Below are 18,634 nucleotides of genomic sequence, written 5' to 3' on the forward strand. Positions count from 1 at the left end.
GCGCGCGGGTGGGCTTTTCGTTTGAGACGAGGCACGGCCCGGCCGGCCCCGACACCCACCAGAGACCGCCATGGCATACCAATGGGACTGGCAGGTGTTCTGCAAGGACACCATCGACGGCGAGATCGTCCGCGGCTGCTTCGGCGGCGCTGACGCCCGCACCTATCTCGACTGGATGCTCTCGGCCTGGGGCTGGACGCTCTCGGTCGCGGCCTGCGCCTGGGTCGTTGCGCTGCTGCTGGGTTCGTTGATGGGCACCTTGCGTACTGTGCCGAGCAAGCCGCTGCAGTGGCTCGGCAATGCCTGGGTCGAGTTGTTCCGCAACATCCCGCTGCTGGTGCAGCTGTTCCTCTGGTACCACGTGATCCCGGCGCTGCTGCCGGTGATGAAGGGCGTCTCGCCTTTCGTGCTGGTGGTCTTCGGGCTCGGTTTCTTCACCTCGGCGCGGGTCGCCGAGCAGGTGCGGGCCGGCATCCAGAGCCTGCCGCGCGGCCAGATGATGGCGGGCTCGGCGATGGGCCTGACGCTGCCGCAGACCTATCGCTTCGTGGTGCTGCCGATGGCCTTTCGCATCGTGCTGCCGCCGCTGACCAGCGAGGCGATGAACATCATCAAGAACTCCTCGGTGGCCTTCGCGGTGAGCATCGCCGAGCTCACGCAGTTCGCGATGCAGGCGCAGGAGGAAACCTCGCGCGGCATCGAGGTCTACCTCGGCGTCACCGCGCTCTACATCGTCTCGGCTCTCGCGGTGAATCGCGTAATGGCCTTCATCGAGAAGCGCGTGCGCGTCCCCGGCTACGTGGGGGGCGGCAAATGATGAATCTCGACTGGAGCTTCTACAACTGGACGCTGATCCAGGACTTCGTGCTGAAGGGCTTGGTCTTCAGCATCCAGCTCACCCTGGTGGCGATGATCGGCGGCATCCTGCTCGGCACCGTTCTGGCGCTGATGCGGCTGTCGGGCAACAAGTTTCTCGAGGTGCCGGCCACGATCTACGTCAACGGCCTGCGCTCGATCCCGCTGGTGATGGTGATCCTGTGGTTCTACCTGCTGATCCCGACCATCATCGGCCGGCCGATCGGCAAGGAGATCTCGGCGATGATCACCTTCACGATCTTCGAGGCGGCGTACTACTCGGAGATCATGCGCGCCGGCATCCAGAGCATCCCGCGCGGCCAGGTCTTCGCGGGCCAGGCGGTGGGCCTGAGCTACGGCCAGAACATGCGCTACGTGGTGCTGCCGCAGGCCTTTCGCAACATGCTGCCGGTGCTGCTGACGCAGACCATCATCCTGTTCCAGGACACCTCGCTGGTCTATGCAATCGGCGCCTACGATCTGCTCAAGGGCTTCGAGGTCGCCGGCAAGAACAACGGCCGTCCGGTCGAGGCCTACCTGGCCGCCGCGGTCGTCTACTTCGTGATCTGCTTTGCGCTGTCGACACTGGTCAAGCGGCTGCAGAAGAAGATCGCCATCATCCGTTGAGGAGCCTCGCAACATGTCAGCCATGATCGAGATCAAGAACGTCAGCAAGTGGTACGGCAGCTTCCAGGTGCTGACCGATTGCACGACCAGCGTCAGCAAGGGCGACGTGGTGGTGGTCTGCGGGCCCTCGGGCTCCGGCAAGAGCACGCTGATCAAGACCGTCAACGCGCTCGAGCCCTTCCAGAAGGGCGACATCACCGTCAACGGCGTCAGCGTCGGCGACGCCAAGACCGACCTGCCCAAGCTGCGCTCCAAGGTCGGCATGGTGTTCCAGCACTTCGAGCTGTTCCCGCACCTGTCGGTGACCGAGAACCTGACGCTGGCCCAGATCAAGGTGCTCGGCCGCAGTACCGACGAGGCCAAGACGCGTGGCCTGAAGATGCTCGACCGGGTCGGCCTCAACGCCCACAAGGACAAGTTCCCCGGCCAGCTCTCCGGCGGCCAGCAGCAGCGGGTGGCGATCGCGCGCGCGCTCAGCATGGACCCGAACGTGATGCTGTTCGACGAGCCGACCTCGGCGCTCGACCCCGAGATGGTGGGCGAGGTGCTCGACGTCATGGTCCAGCTGGCCCACGAGGGCATGACGATGATGTGCGTGACCCACGAGATGGGTTTCGCCAAGAAGGTCAGCCATCGCGTGATCTTCATGGACCAGGGCAAGATCATCGAGGACTGCAAGAAGGAAGACTTCTTCGGCGACCCGGAGGCGCGCTCGCCGCGCGCCAAGGACTTCCTCTCGAAGATCCTCGCGCACTGAGTCCCGCGGCTCCAAGTCGCCCTGCGGCGACTTGGACGGGACGAAGGACGCGAGCTCTGCGAGCGGCATGAGCCCGCAGCTCCAGGGCCGATGGTTCGACCTTGGACGGCCCGAAGACCCGGAGCTCTGCGACCGGCATGAGCCTGCAACAGCAGGCAGCAATCGCGCAGACGCTGCATTCCGTCACGGCCGGCCGCTGCGCCCGCCGCTAGCATCCGCGCTCCCTCAGTCCGGAGCCGTATTTCTTGAACCCCGTTTTCCGTCGCGGCGCCCTTGCCTCCGCGCTGGCGCTTGCTGCGCCGCTGGCCGTCCAGGCCGCCAATCTCAACTCGCTGCAACTGCTCGACCAGGGCGAGTTCCACCGCCTCGCCGAAGACCTTGGCGCGGTCGCCTCCCACAAGCCGCTGTCGCCCTCCGATCCGCTGGGCTGGGTCGGCTTCGACCTCGGCGTTGCCGTCAGCGGCACCGAGCTGCAGAACCGCGATGTCTGGCGCAAGGCCAGCCTGGGCGCGAGCGTGCCGTCGACGCTGCCGGTGCCGAGCCTGCGCGCGATCAAGGGCCTGCCGTTCAGCATCGACGTTGGTGTTTCCTACAGCGGCCTGCCCGATGTCAGCGGCTCGCTGCTCGGTGCCGAGCTGCGCTGGGCCTTCATCGAGGGCGGCGTCGCGACGCCCGCGGTGGCGCTGCGGCTGGCCGGCACGCGCAGCAACGGCATCGACCAGCTCGATTTCAGCAGCGCCTCGGTCGATGTCTCGATCTCCAAGGGCTTTGCCTTCGCCACGCCCTATGCCGGCATCGGCAGCGTGCGCAGCTCGGTCAAGCCCAGGGACCTGCCGACGCTGGCCAGCGAGACGATCACGCAGGCGAAATTCTTTGCCGGCGTGAACTTCAACCTGCTGATCGGCGACATCCTGCTCGAGGCCGATCGCACCGGAGACGCGACCACCTTCTCGGCCAAGCTGGGCTATCGCTTCTAGGCGGGCCGCTGGCGGACAATCCGGGGCATGAGCGCTCCGGATACCCTGACCATCACCCGCCCCGACGACTGGCACCTGCACCTGCGCGATGCCGACGCGCTGGCTGCGGTGCTGCCCGATACCGCGCGCCAGTTCGCGCGCGCGATCGTCATGCCGAACCTGCGCCCGCCGGTGACGACCACCGCGCAGGCGCTGGCCTATCGCGAGCGCATCCTGGCCGCACGGCCGCGCGATGGAGCGGGCAGCGACTTCGAGCCGCTGATGACGCTCTACCTGACCGACAACACGCCGCCCGACGAGATCCGCCGCGCACGCGAGGCTGGCATCGTCGCCCTCAAGCTCTACCCGGCCGGCGCCACCACCAACAGCGACGCCGGCGTCACCGATCTGCGCCAGTGCGCGAAGACGCTGGAAGCGATGCAGCGCGAGGGCATCCTGTTGCTCGCGCATGGCGAGGTGACCGACGGCGACATCGACATCTTCGACCGCGAGGCGGTGTTCATCGACCGCGTGCTGACGCCGCTGCAGCGCGACTTTCCCGCGCTCAAGGTCGTGCTCGAGCACATCACGACGAAGGAGGCGGCGCAGTACGTGGCGGGGGCCAGCGCGCAGACCGCGGCCACCATCACCGCCCACCACCTGCTCTACAACCGCAACGCCATCTTCACCGGCGGCCTGCGCCCGCACTTCTACTGCCTGCCGGTGCTCAAGCGCGAGCAGCACCGCATCGCGCTGGTCGAGGCCGCGACCTCGGGCAGCCACAAGTTCTTCCTCGGCACCGACAGCGCGCCGCACGCGACAAACATGAAGGAGCAGTCGGTCTGCGCGGCCGGCTGCTACACCGCGCTGTCGGCGCTCGAGCTCTACGCAGAGGCCTTTGAGGCGGCTGGCGCGCTCGACAAGTTCGAGGCCTTCGCCAGCTTCAACGGCGCCGACTTCTACGGCCTGCCGCGCAACAGCGGCACGGTGACACTCAAGCGCGAAAGCTGGGCGCTGCCCGAGGTGCTGCCCTTTGGCGCGACCGGCCTGAAGCCGCTGCGGGGTGGGCAGGAGCTCGGCTGGAAGTTGGCGGCCTGAGCTTCTTCCATCGAGAGCCGCTCACCATGATTCGCACCGCGCTGCTGATCGACGCCGACAACGTCAAGGTCGAACTGGTCGCCGAGGTTCTGGCGATCCTCGGCCGCGAGCCGCGCCTGCTGCAGCATCGCCGCGCCTACGGCAGCGTGCAGAAGGCGGTGGAGTTTGCCGAGCTGGCGCGCGACCACGCGATCCGTTTCCTGCCGAGCACCTTTGCCGGGCCCAACTCGACCGATCTTGCGCTGGCGATCGACGCCGTCGAACTGCTGCTGCGCCAGCCGATGGACGAGGTGGTGCTGGTGTCCTCCGACACCGACTTCGCGCCGCTGGTGGTGCGGCTGCGCGAACTCGGCGCGCGCGTGATCGGCTTTGGCCAGCAAGGCAAGTCGGCCAGCGACGTCGGACGCGACTACCTGCGCGTCTACGACGAGTTCACGGTGCTCGGTGCCGTCGCCAAGCCGCGCGAGCCGGTCAAGGCGCGTCGCCGCGAGCCGGCTGCGGCGCCCGCCGAGCCGGTGGCTCCGATGCCGGTGGCCGCCCCGGCTCGCAAGCCGACCGCGAAGGCAGCCGCCAAGCGCAGCGCCAGGCTCAAGGCCCCACCGCCAAAGCCGCCGTTGCCCGAGGCCGTGCAACAGGTGCTCGATGCCTGCCCCGAACTGCGCGGCGGCGCTCCGGTGCGCCTGAACGGCGTCGCCAAGGCGCTGCACGATCTCGGCGTGCTCAAGAAGAACGCCAAGACCACGGCGCTGTTCAAGAAGCAGGGCGCGCACTTCGAGTTGCTGCCCGACAGCGACAAGCCCGAGAGCGTGCGCTTCCTCGGCAGTGCCTGAACCTCACTCCACCGGCAGAAAGCCCTCGATCGAGAGGTAGCGCTCGCCGGTGTCGTAGTTGAAGCCGAGCACGCGGGCACCGGCGGGGAGTTCAGGCAGCTTCTGCGCGATCGCCGCCAGCGTCGCGCCGCTGGAGATGCCGATCAGCAGGCCTTCCTCGCGCGCGCAGCGGCGCGCCATCTCGCGGGCGGCCTCGGCCTCCACCGTGATCACGCCGTCGAGCACGCTCACGTCGAGGTTGTTCGGAATGAAGCCGGCGCCGATGCCCTGGATCGGGTGCGGCGAGGGTGCGCCGCCGCTGATCACCGGGCTCGCACTCGGCTCGACCGCGAAGACCTTGAGATTCGGCCATGTGGCCTTGAGCACCCGCGCGCAGCCGGTGATGTGGCCGCCGGTGCCGACGCCGGTGATCAGCACGTCCAGCCCCTCGGGAAAGTCGGCGGCGATCTCGCGCGCGGTGGTCCGCACATGGACCTCGACATTGGCCGGGTTGTCGAACTGCTGCGGCATCCAGCTGCCGGGCGTTGCGGCGATCAGTTCCTCGGCCTTGGCGATCGACCCCTTCATGCCCTTCTCGCGCGGCGTCAGCACGAAGCTGGCGCCGTAGGCCAGCATCAGCCGGCGGCGCTCGACGCTCATGCTGTCGGGCATCACCAGCACCAGCTTGTAGCCCTTGACCGCGGCCACCATCGCCAGGCCGACGCCGGTGTTGCCGGAAGTCGGCTCGATGATCGTGCCGCCCGGCCTGAGCCGGCCGTCGCGCTCGGCCGCCTCGACCATCGACAGCGCGATGCGGTCCTTGATCGATCCGCCCGGGTTGGCGCGCTCGGACTTGATCCAGACCTCGCTGGCGCCGAACAGGCGGTTGACGCGGATGTGCGGCGTGTTGCCGATGGTGTCGAGAACGCTGAGGGCCTTCATGGCGGGAGCTCTCCTGCGGGGATAATCGAGTTGTGAAGCGAGCCAGACCGCCGCTGGTGCAATCGCCGAAAGGCCGCACTGGAGGAAGGTCCGGACTGCAAAGAGCAGCGTAGCAGCTAACGGCTGTCCACCGCGAGGTGAGGATCAGAGCAACAGAGACGAGTCGGTCGTCCGGCACTGGAAGCGCGGCGCAAGCCGGGCTTTCAAGGTTCCTTCGAAAGAGGGCAGACCCTTCGGGGTTGGGGGCGGGCAGGGCGCAAGCCCTGCGGGACCCGGGGCGCAGCCTCGGGGGCCGGGTGAAACGGGCAATCTCTACGCGCAGCAACACCAAATAGGCCAGCATCGAGGCGGCTCGCGGAGCTGGCGGGTAGGTGGCATCGAGCCGTTCCCGCGAGGGGCGGCCCAGAGGAATGGCGGTCACGCTCGCGCCGGCGCAAGTCGGCGCGAACGCACAGAATCCGGCCTATCGGTTCGCTTCACACTTTTTCTTTCCTGTCCCGCGTGTCACGCGCGGGCGACCTGACACCCTGTTGATGAACCCCGACGCCCACACTCTCTGGCGCGCCCCGCGCTGGGCCCTGTCGATCCTGCTCGCCTGCCTGGGCATGCTCGGGCCCTTCGCGGTCGACACCTACCTGCCGGCCTTCACCGGTATTGCCACCACCATCAACGCGACCCCGCTGCAGATGCAGCAGACGCTGTCGGTGTACCTGATCGGCTTCGCGGTGATGAGCCTGTTCCACGGCGCGCTGTCCGACAGCTTCGGCCGCCGCCCGGTGGTGCTGTGGGGGGTGGCGGTGTTCACGCTGGCCTCGGTCGGCTGCGCGCTGTCGCAGACCATCGGGCAGCTCGTCTTCTTCCGCCTGCTGCAGGGCCTGTCGACCGGCGCCGGCATCGTGGTCTCGCGCGCGGTGATCCGCGACATGTTCCCGCCGGCCGATGCGCAGCGCGTGATGTCGCAGGTGACGCTGTTCTTCGGCATCGCGCCGGCGATCGCGCCGATCATCGGCGGCTTTCTCTACGTGCACGTGGGCTGGCACTCGATCTTCTGGTTCCTCGCCGTCGTCGGCGTCGCGCTCTGGATCGCGAACTACCAGCTGTTGCCCGAGACGCTGCACGATGACATGCGCCAGCCCTTCCACCCGAAGCACCTGCTGGCCGGCTACTGGCAGCTCGGCTCGAGCGCCAAGTTCATCACCCTGGCGCTGGCCAGCGGCATCCCGTTCAACGGCATGTTCCTCTACGTGCTGTCGGCGCCGGTCTTCGTCGGCGAGCACCTGGGCTTCGGGCCCTCGCAGTTCTTCTGGTTCTTCTTCAGCACCATCGGCGGCATCATGGCCGGCGCCTGGTGGAGCGGTCGCCTGGCCGGCAAGCTGCCGCCGCAGCGCCAGATCCGGCGCGGCTTTCGCATCATGATCGCGGTGTCGATCGTCAACGTCGCGGCCAACGCGCTGTTCCCGGTGCAAGCTTGGTGGGCGCTGCCGCTGATCGCGCTGTTCGCCTTCGGCTGGGCGCTGATGGTGCCGGTCGTCACGCTGATGGTGCTCGACCTCTACCCCGAGCGGCGCGGCATGTCCTCGTCGATGCAGAGCTTCATCGCCGCCGCCGCCAACGCACTGGTGGCCGGCGCGATCGCACCGGCGGTGATGCACTCGACGCTGGCGCTGGCAATCGCCTCGGCAGCGATGATGTGCATCGGGCTGGTGGCGTGGGTGTGGGTCAAGCCGCGGATGGGGTTCGGGCCCCAGGTCGGCGCCGCGGAGGCGGCGATCGCCAAGTGACGAGGCGGGCGCCTGCGCTCAGATCCTGCGCTCGCGGTAGTGGTTCGGGGATTGGCCGGTCCACTTCTTGAACGCCTTGCGGAAGCTCGACACGTCGGAATAGCCGCTGCGCTCGGCGATCTCGTCGACAGACAGCTCGGTGCGCTCCAGGAACTCGATGGACAGGCGCTTGCGGATGCCGTCGATGATGTCCTGGTAGCTGGTGCCGGCCTCGACCAGGCGCCGGTGCAGCGTGCGCGGGGAGAGATGCAGGCGCTCGGCCATCTGCTCGGCGCGCGGCAGGCCCCCCACGCTGTTGAGGCAGGCCTCCTTGATGGTCTTCACCAGCGCGGGTTCACCGCCGATGGTCTCGAGCATGCGGCCGCAGAAGCTGGCACAGACGCCGGCCATGACCGGGTTCGCGTTGGGCAGCGGTAGCGGCAGCAGCGCGGCGTCGAACTCCCACTCCATGACCGGCGCGTCGAACTCCACCGGGCAGCGCAGAACCTCCTCGTAGCGCGGCGCATGCGGCGGCGCCGCATACGGCAGCCGCAACCGCCGCGCCTCGAAGGGCCGCTCCAGCGTGCGGCTGATCAGCGCCTGGATCGAGCTGAACCAGAACTCGGTCGCCAGCGGCAGCAGGGCGCCGAGTTCGTCGAAACCGTGGCCTTCGAAGATCGCCAGATCGCCCTCGACGCGGAAGCTCTTCTCGAGCACCGGTCCGGCGAGCCGCACATGCTTGATGCCGAAGCCGATCGCCTCGCCGAAGGTCGCGCTGGTCACGACCGCATAGCCGAAGACGCCGAAATCCGAGATGCGCTGGCGCTGGCCCGCGAGCAGGCCGATGGCGGGTTCGGGCGTCAGCCGCTGCACGTTGGCGAACAGCGCGATCTTCTGCCGGTGCGAGATCCGGGCGTCGTGGTCGGCGAGCGAGGCGGGTGCGATGCCGGTGCCGGCGAACAGGCTCTCGGCAGCCACGCCGACGGCGGCCAGCGCGTCGGTCAGGGCGGTCAGGCCTTGCATGCCGTGCAGCGGCGCGTCGAGGTCGCTGCCATAGCGACCGACGATGCGTGGCGTGGCGGCGATGGCCGGATTCACTTCCTTGAGCACGGAGATCGACAACAGACGGGGGGGGGTGAAAACAGGTTGGCAGGATTTCACCCGAATGTGTCGAAGTTGAACCTTGGCGCGAACCCCATGCCGCCCTAGATTCGCGGTTGCACCAACGCGGCGCCAAGTCCGCGCAGGCCCTGCACCAGGAGACAAGCATGAACGACACCACGGACGCGTTGCCTTCGGCAACGGCCAGCGCCGCGATCGACCGCGTCGCGCGCCTCTTCGCCGCCCAGCAGGCGGCCTTCAACGCGGCGCCGGCACCCAGTGCCGACGAACGCCGCGGCCGGCTCAAGGCGCTCAAGCGCCAGGTCCAGCGCTACCAGGACCTGCTCGCCGACGCGATGAGCCGCGACTTCGGCTATCGCTCGCCGGCCGAGTCGAAGATGCTCGACCTGCTCGGCTCGATGCTGGAGATGAACCACGCGATCTCGCATCTGCGGCGCTGGATGAAGCCGAGCCGGCGCTCGACCGAGCTGCTGTTCCTCAGCAACAGCGTCAAGGTGCTCTACCAGCCCAAGGGCGTGGTCGGCGTGATCGTGCCGTGGAACTTTCCGATCTACCTGGCGCTGGGCCCGCTGGTCGCGGCGCTGGCGGCGGGCAACCGCGTGATGATCAAGATGCCCGAGGTCACGCCTGCCACCAACGCGCTGCTCAGGACGATGCTCGGCGAGGTGTTCGCCGAGGACATGGTGGCGGTGGTCGGCGAGGAGCTGGCCGATCCCAACGTCTTCACCTCGCTGCCCTTCAACCACATCGTCTTCACCGGCTCGCCGGCGGTCGGCAAGATCGTGATGCGCACCGCCGCGCAGAACCTGACGCCGGTGACGCTCGAGCTCGGCGGCAAGTCGCCGGCGCTGGTGACCCGCAACTATTCCGTCGCCGATGCTGCCAAGCGCATCACGCACGGCAAGTCGACCAACTGCGGCCAGATCTGCGTCTCGCCCGACTACGCCCTGGTGCCGCGCGAGCACGTCAGCCAGTTCGTCGCCGGCGTGCGCCAGACCTTCGCGCGCTTCTACGACAACAAGACGGCCGGCAACGCCGACTACACCGCGGTCGTCAACGAGCGCCAGTTCGAGCGCGTGCAGGCGCTGCTCGACGATGCGCGTGCCAAGGGCGCCAGCGTCGAGGCCTGCGCCCCCGCGCCCACCGGCGACGGCCGCCAGCTGCCGCTGCACATCGTCACCGGTCTCAAGCCCGACATGCGCGTCGTCAACGAAGAGCTGTTCGGCCCGATCCTGCCGGTCGTGCCCTACGACACGATGGACGAGGCCATCGCCTACATCAACGCGCGTCCGCGCCCGCTGGCCCTGTACTGCTTCAGCCACGACGGCGCCGAGCGCGACGACCTGCTGCGCCGCACGCACTCGGGCGGCGTCGCCATCAACGACTGGGGCTGGCAGGTCGTGAACCACGACGCGCCCTTCGGCGGCATCGGCAACTCGGGCATGGGCACCTACCACGGCGAGGAAGGCTTTCGCGAGCTCTCGCATGCCAAGACGGTGTTCAAGCGCCAGCGCTTCTTCCCGATCGACCTGTTCTACCCGCCCTACGGCAACTTCGTGCAGCACCTGGCGCTGAAGTTCTTTCTCGGCAAGGCCGATCCCAGCCTGGCCGCGCCGGGTGCCAGCCATGCAGCGCGTGCCGCAGTTCCCGCAAAACCATGAACCACGAGACATCCATGAGCTTTGAAGAATTCGACTATGTCGTGATCGGCGGCGGCTCCGGTGGCTGCGTCGTCGCATCGCGGCTGAGCGAGGATCGCAACGTCTCGGTCTGCCTGCTCGAAGCCGGCGGCGACGACCGCAGCGTCTTCGTCCAGGCGCCGGCCGGCGTGGTGGCGATGCTGCCGATCCCGTTCAAGAACTGGGCCTTCAAGACCGTGCCGCAGAAGGGGCTGAACGGGCGCCAGGGCTACCAGCCGCGCGGCAAGGTGCTGGGCGGGTCGAGCTCGACCAACGCCATGCTCTACGTGCGCGGCAACCGTTGGGACTACGACCACTGGGCTGCGCTCGGCAACCCGGGCTGGTCCTATGAGGACGTGCTGCCCTACTTCAAGCGCGCGGAGAACAACGAGACCCATCGCGCCGATCCGTTCCACGGCACCGGCGGCCCGCTCAACGTCGCCGAGCTGCGCAGCCCGAGCGCGCTGAACAAGGCCTTCCTGGCCGCCGCCGCGATGAACGGCGTGCCCAACGTCGCCGACTACAACGGCGCCGAGCAGTTCGGCTCCTTCATGTACCAGGTGACGCAGAAGAACGGCGAGCGTTGCAGCGCGGCCAAGGGCTACATCACGCCCCATCTGGCGCGTCCGAACCTCGCGCTGCGGACCAACGCGCTGAGCTCGCGCATCGTGTTCGAGGGCAAGCGTGCGGTCGGCGTCGTCTACACGGTGGGTGGCGTCGAGAAGCAGGTGCGGGCGCGGCGCGAGGTGATCCTCGCGTCCGGCGCCTTCGGTTCGCCGCAGCTGCTGATGCTCTCGGGCATCGGTCCGGGCGAGCAACTGCAACGCCTGGGTGTCCCGGTGCTGCACGACCTGCCCGGCGTCGGCGAGAACCTGCACGACCACATCGACCATGTGCAGACCTGGCGTGCCGGCAGCGACTCGCCGACCTTCGGCGTGTCGCTGCGCGGCGGCCTGAAGATGGCGCGCGCGATTCCGGAGTGGAAGCAGCACCGCACCGGCCTGATCACCAGCAACTTCGCCGAGTCCGGCGCCTTCCTGCGCTCCTCGCCCGATGTCGCGGTGCCCGATCTGCAGATGGTTTTCGTGGTCGGCGTGGTCGATGACCACAGCCGCAAGTTCCACCTCGGCCACGGCTACTCGTGCCACATCGAGGTGCTCCGCCCGCACAGCCGCGGCACGGTCAAGCTGGCCGGACGCGACCCGCGCGCCGCGCCGCTGATCGACCCCAAGTTCCTCGACGACGAGCGCGACCTCGCGCTGCTGGTCAAGGGCGTGCAGATGCAGATGGACATCCTGAACGCCAGCCCCTTCGCACCCTGGCGCGGCAAGATGCTCTACCCGGTGGACCGCAACGACACGGCCGCGATCGCGCAGGACATCCGCAACCGCGCCGACACCCAGTACCACCCTGTGGGCACCTGCAAGATGGGCGCCGACAGCGACCCGCTGGCGGTGGTCGATGCCCGCCTGCGTGTACGCGGCGTGCAGGGCCTGCGCGTGGTCGACGCGTCGATCATGCCGCAGCTTTGCAGTGGCAACACCAACGCGCCGACCATCATGATCGGCGAGAAGGCGGTGGACATGATCCGGACCGACCAGCGCGGCTCGATGCCCGCTTCGCAACTGACATCCTCGAACAATCTTCCGACGGAGACCTTCGCATGAAGTACCCCATCCCCGCCCTCGTTGCCGCGCTCGTCGCGTCCGCGCTGACCGCCAGCGCCTTCGCGCAGCAGGCGGCCGCTCCGGCCACCGCGCCGAAGCCCGCCACGCCGAGCACGGTGCGCGCCAACCAGGCGGTGGCACAGAAGCTCGCGCTCGACGACAAGCGCGACTTCGACGACGCCACCCGCGGCCTGATCGCGACGATGCCCGACCCGGTGGTCAAGACGGCCGAGGGCAAGCTGGTGTGGGATGCCGACCGCTACGACTTCATCAAGGGCGACGCGCCGGCCACGGTCAACCCCAGCCTGTGGCGCCAGGAGAAGCTCAACAACGCGCGCGGCCTGTTCAAGGTCACCGACGGCATCTACCAGATCCGCGGCTACGACCTCGCCAACATGACGCTGGTCGAGGGCAAGACCGGCTGGATCGTCATCGACACGATGCTGACCGCCGAGATTGCCAAGGCCACCATGGCATTCGCGATGGAGAAGCTCGGCAGCAAAAAGCCGGTGGTCGCGGTGATCTACACCCACAGCCACGCCGATCACTACGGCGGCGCGCGCGGCGTGATCAACGAGGCCGACGTGCAGGCCGGCAAGGTCAAGGTCATCGCGCCCGAGGCCTTCATGGAACACGCGATCGCCGAGAACGTGATGGCGGGCACCGCGATGACGCGCCGGGCCACCTACCAGTTCGGCGCCGGCCTCGACACCAACGAGCGCCAGGGCGTGGGCAGCGGCCTGGGCAAGGCGCTCAGCAGCGGCACCATGGGCCTGATCCCGCCCACCGACACCGTCAGCAAGACCGGGCAGGAAATGACGGTCGACGGCGTTCGCATCGTCTTCCAGATGGCGCAGGGCTCCGAGGCGCCGTCGGAGATGATGTTCTATTTCCCCGAGAAGAAGGCGCTGTGCCTGTCGGAGGTGCTGACCAAGCACATGCACAACGTCTACACCATCCGCGGCGCCAAGATGCGCGACGCGCTGGCCTGGAGCAAGTACGCCAACGAGACGATCGACCTGTTCCCCGAGGTCGAGGTCGCCTTCGCCAGCCATCACTGGCCGACCTGGGGCGGCAACAACATCCGCCAGTACATGGCGAACCAGCGCGACACCTATCGCTTCCTGCACGACCAGGCGGTCAACCTGGCCAACAAGGGCCAGGTGATGGACGAGATCGGCAACGTCGACTTCTTCCCCAAGGGCCTGGCGACCGATGCCAGCTCGCGCGGCTACTACGGCACGCTGAGCCACAACCTGCGCGGCGTCTACAACTTCTACCTCGGCTACTACGACGCCAACCCGGCCAGCCTGCACAAGCTGCCGCCGACCGAGACCGCCAAGCGCTACGTGGCGGCGATGGGCGGCGAGGCGGCGGTGCTGGCCACCGCGCGCAAGGGCTTCGAGGCGGGCGACTACCGCTGGGTGGCCGAGCTGGTGAACCACGTGGTCTTCGCCAACCCGGACAACGCCGCGGCGCGCGCGCTGCAGGCCGACACGCTCGAGCAGCTCGGCTACCAGGCCGAGGCCGGCACCTGGCGCAATGCCTATCTCGTGGGCGCCAAGGAGCTGCGCGACGGCGTGCTGAAGCCGCCGACCCAGACCCAGGGGCCGGACGTGGTGCGCGGCATGAACCAGGAACTGCTGTTCGACTTCATCGCGATGCGGCTGAACCACGAGAAGGTCGACGGCATGACGGCCAACATCAGCATGGTGTTCACCGACCTCAAGGAAACCTGGGCGCTCGAACTCTCGAACTCGGTGCTCAACAACACCAAGGGCCGGGTGCTGAAGAACCCCGACGTCACGCTGACGTTGACGCGCCCGGCCTTCTTGGCGATGCTGTTGCAGGGCAAAAAGCTGCCCGAGCTGGTGCAGGCCGGCATGGTCAAGCTCGAGGGCGACCCGAAAGCCTTCGGCGCGGTGTTCGCCAACGTCGAGAGCTTCGACCCCTTCTTCAACATCATCACGCCCTGATCTGAACAGCGCGCGCAGACCTGACGCGCCACGAGGAGACACCCGATGAACCCGCAACCCTGGCTCGCCACCTACCGCGCCAACGGCATCCCGGCGCAGATCAACCCCGACGCTCACGCCTCGGTCGTGCACATGCTCGAGGCGGCGATGGCGCGCTTTGCCGACCGCCCGGCGTTCCGCTCCTTCGGCCAGACGCTGAGCTACGCCGACGTCGATCGGCAATCCGCCGCCTTCGCCGCCTGGCTGCAGCACAAGCTCGGCGTCAAGAAGGGCGATCGCATCGCGGTGATGTCGCCCAACTTCCTGGCCTTTCCGATCGCCTTCCTCGGCATCGCGCGGGCCGGAGCGGTGCAGGTCAACGTCAATCCGCTCTACACGCCGCGTGAGCTCGAGCACCAGCTCAACGACTCGGGTAGCGAGATCATCGTCATCTTCAGCGGCTCGACGCCGACGCTGGCCGAGGCCATCGGCAAGACGCGCGTCAAGACCGTGATCACCGTCACCCCCGGCGACGGCAGCGGCGTCGTGCTGCCGTCGCCGCCGGTCGATGCGCGGCTGGTCGGCGCCGTCGCCTTCGCCGACGCGCTGGTCGAGGGTGCGAAGCTCAAGCGCACGCCGGTCGAGCTGAGCGGCGACGACCCGCTGTTCCTGCAGTACACCGGCGGCACCACCGGGCTGTCCAAGGGCGCGTGCCTCTCGCACCGCAACCTGGTCGCCAACACCGAGCAGTTCAAGGCCGTGATGCCCGCTTCGCTGCGGCCCGGCGAGGAGGTGATCGTCACCGCGATCCCCCTGTATCACATCTTCGCGCTGATGGTGAATTTCATCACCTACTTCTCGGTCGGCGCCGACAACTGGCTGGTCGCCAATCCGCGCGACATGGACGGCTTCGTCGACATCATGAAGAAGGCCAGGCCCAGCGTCTTCATGGGCGTCAACACGCTCTACGCCGGGCTGACGATGCACCCGAAGCTGGCCGAGGTCGACTGGTCTCGACTGCGCCTGTCGGGTGGCGGTGGCGCGGCCGTGGTCGGCGCCACCTCGGCCAAGTGGAAGTCCATCACCGGCAACTTCATCCGCGAGGGCTACGGCCTGTCGGAGACCAGCCCGGTGCTGTCCTTCAACCCGGCCAGCATCCAGGAATTCAGCGGCACCACCGGCCTGCCGATGCCCGGCACCGACATCAAGCTCATCGGAGACGACGGCAAAGAGGTCGCGCTCGGCGAGTCCGGCGAGGTCTGCGCCAAGGGCCCGCAGGTGATGAGCGGCTACTGGAACCAGCCCGCGGCAAATGCCGCGGCCTTCACCGCCGACGGCTACTTCCGCACCGGCGACGTCGGCCTGTTCACCCCCGAGGGCTTCCTGAAGATCGTCGATCGCAAGAAGGACATGGTGATCGTCTCGGGCTTCAACGTCTTCCCCAACGAGATCGAGGCGGTCGCCAGCGCCTGCCCGGGGGTGGCCGAATGCGCCTGCGTCGGCGTGGCCGACGAGAAGACCGGCGAGGCGGTGAAGCTCTTCGTCGTCCGGGCGCCGGGCGCGACGCTGAGCGAGGACGAACTGATCGCGTTCTGCCGCAAGGAGATGACGGCCTACAAGGTGCCCAAGCTCGTGCGCTTCGTCGATGCCTTGCCCAAGTCGACGGTCGGCAAGATCCTGCGCCGCGAGCTGCGCGACGTGGCCTGAACCGAAGAGGCCTCCGATGAACGCAGCAGCAGCAACAGCACTCACGGTCGCCACGCTGTCCGACTGGATCGGCAAGGAGATCGGGACCTCGCACTGGGTCGACGTCGACCAGCAGCGCATCAACGAGTTCGCGCACTGCACCGGCGACCACCAGTGGATCCACGTCGACGTGGAGCGGGCCAGGAAGGAAAGCCCCTTCGGAGGCCCGGTGGCGCATGGCTACCTGACGCTGGCGCTGCTGGCCGAGATGGCCATGGACATCGGCGTGGTGCCCAAAGACGCCGTGGCGGCCTTCAACTACGGCCTCGACAAGGTGCGCTTCCTGGCGCCGGTCAAGGCCGGCGCGCGGGTGCGCGCACGGGTCACGCTGGCCGAGGTGACGGATCAGGGTCAGGGGCGCAAGCTGGTCAAGCTGATCAACACCGTCGAGATCGAGGGCGAGGCCAAGCCCGCCCTCGTGGCCGAGACGCTGGCCATGCTGGTCGGCCCGGCCTGAGCCTCAAGCATGGAGTGAACGCCATGGTCAGGAAAACGGAGACGCCGGCCAGGCAGGCCAAGCCGGCCGCACGCAAGCGCGCCGCCGCTGCGGCCCCCACCCCCGCGCGGCGCAAGAAGGCCGCGCCGCGCGCTGCGGCGGCAGCGAACGATCGGATCGGTGAAGCCGCGGCGCGCAACACGCTCGCGGTGAACCCGCTGATCGGCATCCGTGCCAGCGACTTCGGCGAGGCGGCGCAGGCCCTGATCGGCGCGGCGGTGACGCAACCGGTGCAGGCCGCGCGCCACCTGGGCGCCTACGCCAGGAAGCTCGGCGCGGCGGCGCTCGGCAACACCGCGCACGAGCTCGACCCGCGCGACCGGCGCTTCGCCGACCCGGCCTGAGCCTCAAGCATGGAGTGAACGCCATGGTCAGGAAAACGGAGACGCCGGCCAGGCAGGCCAAGCCGGCCGCACGCAAGCGCGCCGCCGCTGCGGCCCCCACCCCCGCGCGGCGCAAGAAGGCCGCGCCGCGCGCTGCGGCGGCAGCGAACGATCGGATCGGTGAAGCCGCGGCGCGCAACACGCTCGCGGTGAACCCGCTGATCGGCATCCGTGCCAGCGACTTCGGCGAGGCGGCGCAGGCCCTGATCGGCGCGGCGGTGACGCAACCGGTGCAGGCCGCGCGCCACCTGGGCGCCTACGCCAGGAAGCTCGGCGCGGCGGCGCTCGGCAACACCGCGCACGAGCTCGACCCGCGCGACCGGCGCTTCGCCGACCCGGCCTGGCAGAGCAGCCCGCTGCTCAAGCGCCTGCTGCAGGCCCACGCGACGACTGCGCAGGAACTGACCCGCTACATCGACGCCACCTCGCTGAACGCGCGCGACAAGGCGCGCGCGCATCTGGTGGCGTCGATCTTCGTCGACACCATCTCGCCCAGCAACACGCTGCTCAACCCGAGCGCGCTCAAGCGCGCGGTCGATACCGGCGGCGCCAGCCTGCTCGAGGGCGTCAAGAACCTGACGCACGACCTGCGCCACAACAAGGGGCTGCCCTCGTCGGTCGACAAGTCGGCCTTCGAGGTCGGCCGCAACGTGGCCACGACGCCCGGCAGCGTGGTGTTCCGCAACGAGGTGCTGGAGCTGATCCAGTACCAGCCGGCCACCGCGCAGGTCTACGCGCGGCCGCTGGTGATCTGCCCGCCGCAGGTCAACAAGTTCTACGCGATGGACCTGACGCCGGACAAGAGCCTGATCCGCTTTGCGCTGAGCCAGGGCCTGCAGGTCTTCGCGATCAGCTGGTTCAACCCGACCAAGGACCAGCGCGGCTGGAACATGTCGACCTACGTGCAGGCGCTCGACGAGGCGGTCGACGCGGCGCGCCAGATCACGCGCAGCCCGGACGTCAACCTCTGGGGCGCCTGCTCCGGCGGCATGACGGCGGCGGCCTACCTGGGTTGGCTGGCCGCGACCGGGCAGCCCAAGGTCGCCAGCGTGATCTCGCCGGTGTGCGTGCTCGACCCGTCCCGGACCATGGACACGACCATGGGGCTGCTGGCCAGCGAGAAGGGCCTGAAGACCCTGAAGGCCGCGATCAAGCGCAAGGGTGTGGTCGACGGCTCCGAGCTGGCGCGCGTCTTCGCCTGGCTGCGGCCGAACGACCTGATCTGGAACTACTGGGTCAACAACTACCTGCTGGGCAACAAGCCGCCGGCCTTCGACATCCTGTTCTGGAATGCCGACACGACCCGCTTGCCGGCCGCCTTCCATGCCGACCTGATCGGCGTCTTCGAGAACAACCCCTTCGTCAACGCCGGCCGGATGGAGGTGCTGGGCCTGCCGCTCGACCTGAGCCAGGTCGAGGTCGAGGCCTACATCGTCGCCGGCACCACCGACCACATCACGCCCTGGCGTGCCTGCTACGAGACCGCGCGCCTCTACGGCAAGAAGAGCGAGTTCGTGCTGGCCAACGCCGGCCACTTGCAGAGCCTGCTGAACCCGCCCGGGACCGCGAAGTCCTTCTTCCTTTCCGGCGTGGCCGGCAGCCACGACCCCGATGCCTGGGCCGCCAAGGCCGAGCGCAGCGAGGGCAGCTGGTGGCCGCACTGGATGGCCTGGATGCAGCAGCGCTCGGGCACACTGGGGTCCGCGCCGAAGAAGCCGGGCAGCCGCAAGCATCCGGCTGCGCTGCCGGCACCGGGCGAGTACGTGATGGCAGGCTGAAGGA

Annotated in this window: 16 protein-coding genes and 1 other RNA gene; 15 read left to right on the plus strand and 2 right to left on the minus strand. The window is 68.4% G+C overall.

Annotated features, from left to right (window positions below):
- The first annotated feature begins 70 nt into the window (after nucleotides 1-70).
- The 6 genes from EV670_RS13270 to EV670_RS13295 all read left to right on the plus strand — a co-directional run bounded on the left by EV670_RS13270 (nucleotide 71) and on the right by EV670_RS13295 (nucleotide 5,123).
- On the plus strand, nucleotides 71-817 hold the full coding sequence (locus EV670_RS13270) for an amino acid ABC transporter permease (protein WP_130432901.1): 747 nt from the start codon (nucleotides 71-73) through the stop codon (nucleotides 815-817).
- Nucleotides 817-1,482 carry an amino acid ABC transporter permease gene (locus EV670_RS13275; protein ID WP_130432903.1) on the plus strand — a complete coding sequence of 222 codons (666 nt, stop codon included), beginning with the start codon at nucleotides 817-819 and terminating at the stop codon, nucleotides 1,480-1,482. Before EV670_RS13270 ends, EV670_RS13275 begins: the two co-directional genes overlap by 1 nt.
- 22 nt (nucleotides 1,483-1,504) lie before the next feature.
- Nucleotides 1,505-2,239 (plus strand): amino acid ABC transporter ATP-binding protein, encoded by a 735-nt coding sequence (locus tag EV670_RS13280; protein WP_130433757.1) that lies wholly within the window; start codon nucleotides 1,505-1,507, stop codon nucleotides 2,237-2,239.
- A 245-nt stretch (nucleotides 2,240-2,484) separates the two neighbouring features.
- Complete coding sequence (locus EV670_RS13285) at nucleotides 2,485-3,216, plus strand: hypothetical protein (protein WP_130432905.1); 732 nt, start codon at nucleotides 2,485-2,487, stop codon at nucleotides 3,214-3,216.
- Nucleotides 3,217-3,243: 27 nt separating this feature from the next.
- Nucleotides 3,244-4,293, plus strand: coding sequence for a dihydroorotase (gene pyrC / locus EV670_RS13290; protein ID WP_130432907.1), 1,050 nt, complete (start codon nucleotides 3,244-3,246; stop codon nucleotides 4,291-4,293).
- A gap of 26 nt (nucleotides 4,294-4,319) precedes the next feature.
- Entirely contained in the window at nucleotides 4,320-5,123 is an 804-nt protein-coding gene (locus EV670_RS13295; protein ID WP_130432909.1) for an NYN domain-containing protein, read from the plus strand.
- 3 nt (nucleotides 5,124-5,126) lie between these two features.
- On the opposite strand, the gene cysK is transcribed toward EV670_RS13295, so the two are convergent.
- Nucleotides 5,127-6,044 (minus strand): cysteine synthase A, encoded by a 918-nt coding sequence (gene cysK, locus EV670_RS13300; RefSeq protein WP_130432911.1) that lies wholly within the window; start codon nucleotides 6,042-6,044, stop codon nucleotides 5,127-5,129.
- 34 nt (nucleotides 6,045-6,078) lie between these two features.
- On the opposite strand from cysK, the gene rnpB reads away from it, so the two are divergent.
- Together rnpB and EV670_RS13310 are read left to right on the plus strand one after the other, a co-directional pair.
- An RNA gene (gene rnpB, locus EV670_RS13305) (RNase P RNA component class A) lies at nucleotides 6,079-6,526 on the plus strand.
- A 51-nt stretch (nucleotides 6,527-6,577) separates the two neighbouring features.
- Nucleotides 6,578-7,825, plus strand: coding sequence for a multidrug effflux MFS transporter (locus tag EV670_RS13310; protein WP_130432913.1), 1,248 nt, complete (start codon nucleotides 6,578-6,580; stop codon nucleotides 7,823-7,825).
- Nucleotides 7,826-7,843: 18 nt separating this feature from the next.
- Here EV670_RS13310 and EV670_RS13315 read toward each other — a convergent pair whose 3' ends face one another.
- Nucleotides 7,844-8,926, minus strand: a complete 1,083-nt coding sequence (locus tag EV670_RS13315; RefSeq protein ID WP_242616967.1) for an AraC family transcriptional regulator — start codon at nucleotides 8,924-8,926, stop codon at nucleotides 7,844-7,846.
- A gap of 146 nt (nucleotides 8,927-9,072) precedes the next feature.
- Here EV670_RS13315 and EV670_RS13320 point away from each other — a divergent pair, with 146 nt between their 5' ends.
- The 7 genes from EV670_RS13320 to EV670_RS13350 are packed head-to-tail and all read left to right on the plus strand — an operon-like array spanning nucleotide 9,073 to nucleotide 18,630.
- Nucleotides 9,073-10,587: a coniferyl aldehyde dehydrogenase gene (locus tag EV670_RS13320; protein ID WP_130432915.1), complete on the plus strand. Its 1,515-nt coding sequence runs from the start codon at nucleotides 9,073-9,075 to the stop codon at nucleotides 10,585-10,587.
- A 14-nt stretch (nucleotides 10,588-10,601) separates the two neighbouring features.
- Nucleotides 10,602-12,272 carry a GMC family oxidoreductase gene (locus EV670_RS13325; RefSeq protein WP_130432917.1) on the plus strand — a complete coding sequence of 557 codons (1,671 nt, stop codon included), beginning with the start codon at nucleotides 10,602-10,604 and terminating at the stop codon, nucleotides 12,270-12,272.
- Nucleotides 12,269-14,248 (plus strand): alkyl/aryl-sulfatase, encoded by a 1,980-nt coding sequence (locus EV670_RS13330; RefSeq protein WP_130432919.1) that lies wholly within the window; start codon nucleotides 12,269-12,271, stop codon nucleotides 14,246-14,248. The genes EV670_RS13325 and EV670_RS13330 overlap by 4 nt, the downstream gene beginning before the upstream one ends.
- 45 nt (nucleotides 14,249-14,293) lie before the next feature.
- The gene (locus EV670_RS13335) at nucleotides 14,294-15,934 is read left to right on the plus strand and encodes an AMP-binding protein (RefSeq protein ID WP_130432921.1); all 1,641 of its coding nucleotides are present in this window, start codon (nucleotides 14,294-14,296) and stop codon (nucleotides 15,932-15,934) included.
- Between the two features lie 16 nt (nucleotides 15,935-15,950).
- A complete protein-coding gene (locus EV670_RS13340; protein WP_130432923.1) occupies nucleotides 15,951-16,430 on the plus strand; it encodes a MaoC family dehydratase in 480 nt (159 codons plus the stop codon).
- A gap of 23 nt (nucleotides 16,431-16,453) precedes the next feature.
- Entirely contained in the window at nucleotides 16,454-16,813 is a 360-nt protein-coding gene (locus tag EV670_RS13345; protein WP_130432925.1) for a hypothetical protein, read from the plus strand.
- Nucleotides 16,814-16,836: 23 nt separating this feature from the next.
- Nucleotides 16,837-18,630 carry an alpha/beta fold hydrolase gene (locus EV670_RS13350; RefSeq protein ID WP_130432927.1) on the plus strand — a complete coding sequence of 598 codons (1,794 nt, stop codon included), beginning with the start codon at nucleotides 16,837-16,839 and terminating at the stop codon, nucleotides 18,628-18,630.
- Nucleotides 18,631-18,634: the final 4 nt, after the last annotated feature.

The sequence above is a fragment of the Rivibacter subsaxonicus genome (assembly GCF_004217215.1).
GTDB lineage: Bacteria > Pseudomonadota > Gammaproteobacteria > Burkholderiales > Burkholderiaceae_C > Rivibacter > Rivibacter subsaxonicus.

Bases quoted from the DNA above. Each gene is read 5' to 3' on its own strand.
- EV670_RS13270 (WP_130432901.1), top strand. From the start codon at position 71: ATGGCATACCAATGGGACTGGCAGGTGTTCTGCAAGGACACCATCGAC.
- EV670_RS13275 (WP_130432903.1), top strand. From the start codon at position 817: ATGAATCTCGACTGGAGCTTCTACAACTGGACGCTGATCCAGGACTTC.
- EV670_RS13280 (WP_130433757.1), top strand. From the start codon at position 1,505: ATGATCGAGATCAAGAACGTCAGCAAGTGGTACGGCAGCTTCCAGGTG.
- pyrC (WP_130432907.1), top strand. From the start codon at position 3,244: ATGAGCGCTCCGGATACCCTGACCATCACCCGCCCCGACGACTGGCAC.
- EV670_RS13295 (WP_130432909.1), top strand. From the start codon at position 4,320: ATGATTCGCACCGCGCTGCTGATCGACGCCGACAACGTCAAGGTCGAA.
- cysK (WP_130432911.1), bottom strand. From the start codon at position 6,044: ATGAAGGCCCTCAGCGTTCTCGACACCATCGGCAACACGCCGCACATC.
- EV670_RS13310 (WP_130432913.1), top strand. From the start codon at position 6,578: ATGAACCCCGACGCCCACACTCTCTGGCGCGCCCCGCGCTGGGCCCTG.
- EV670_RS13320 (WP_130432915.1), top strand. From the start codon at position 9,073: ATGAACGACACCACGGACGCGTTGCCTTCGGCAACGGCCAGCGCCGCG.
- EV670_RS13325 (WP_130432917.1), top strand. From the start codon at position 10,602: ATGAGCTTTGAAGAATTCGACTATGTCGTGATCGGCGGCGGCTCCGGT.
- EV670_RS13330 (WP_130432919.1), top strand. From the start codon at position 12,269: ATGAAGTACCCCATCCCCGCCCTCGTTGCCGCGCTCGTCGCGTCCGCG.
- EV670_RS13335 (WP_130432921.1), top strand. From the start codon at position 14,294: ATGAACCCGCAACCCTGGCTCGCCACCTACCGCGCCAACGGCATCCCG.
- EV670_RS13340 (WP_130432923.1), top strand. From the start codon at position 15,951: ATGAACGCAGCAGCAGCAACAGCACTCACGGTCGCCACGCTGTCCGAC.
- EV670_RS13345 (WP_130432925.1), top strand. From the start codon at position 16,454: ATGGTCAGGAAAACGGAGACGCCGGCCAGGCAGGCCAAGCCGGCCGCA.
- EV670_RS13350 (WP_130432927.1), top strand. From the start codon at position 16,837: ATGGTCAGGAAAACGGAGACGCCGGCCAGGCAGGCCAAGCCGGCCGCA.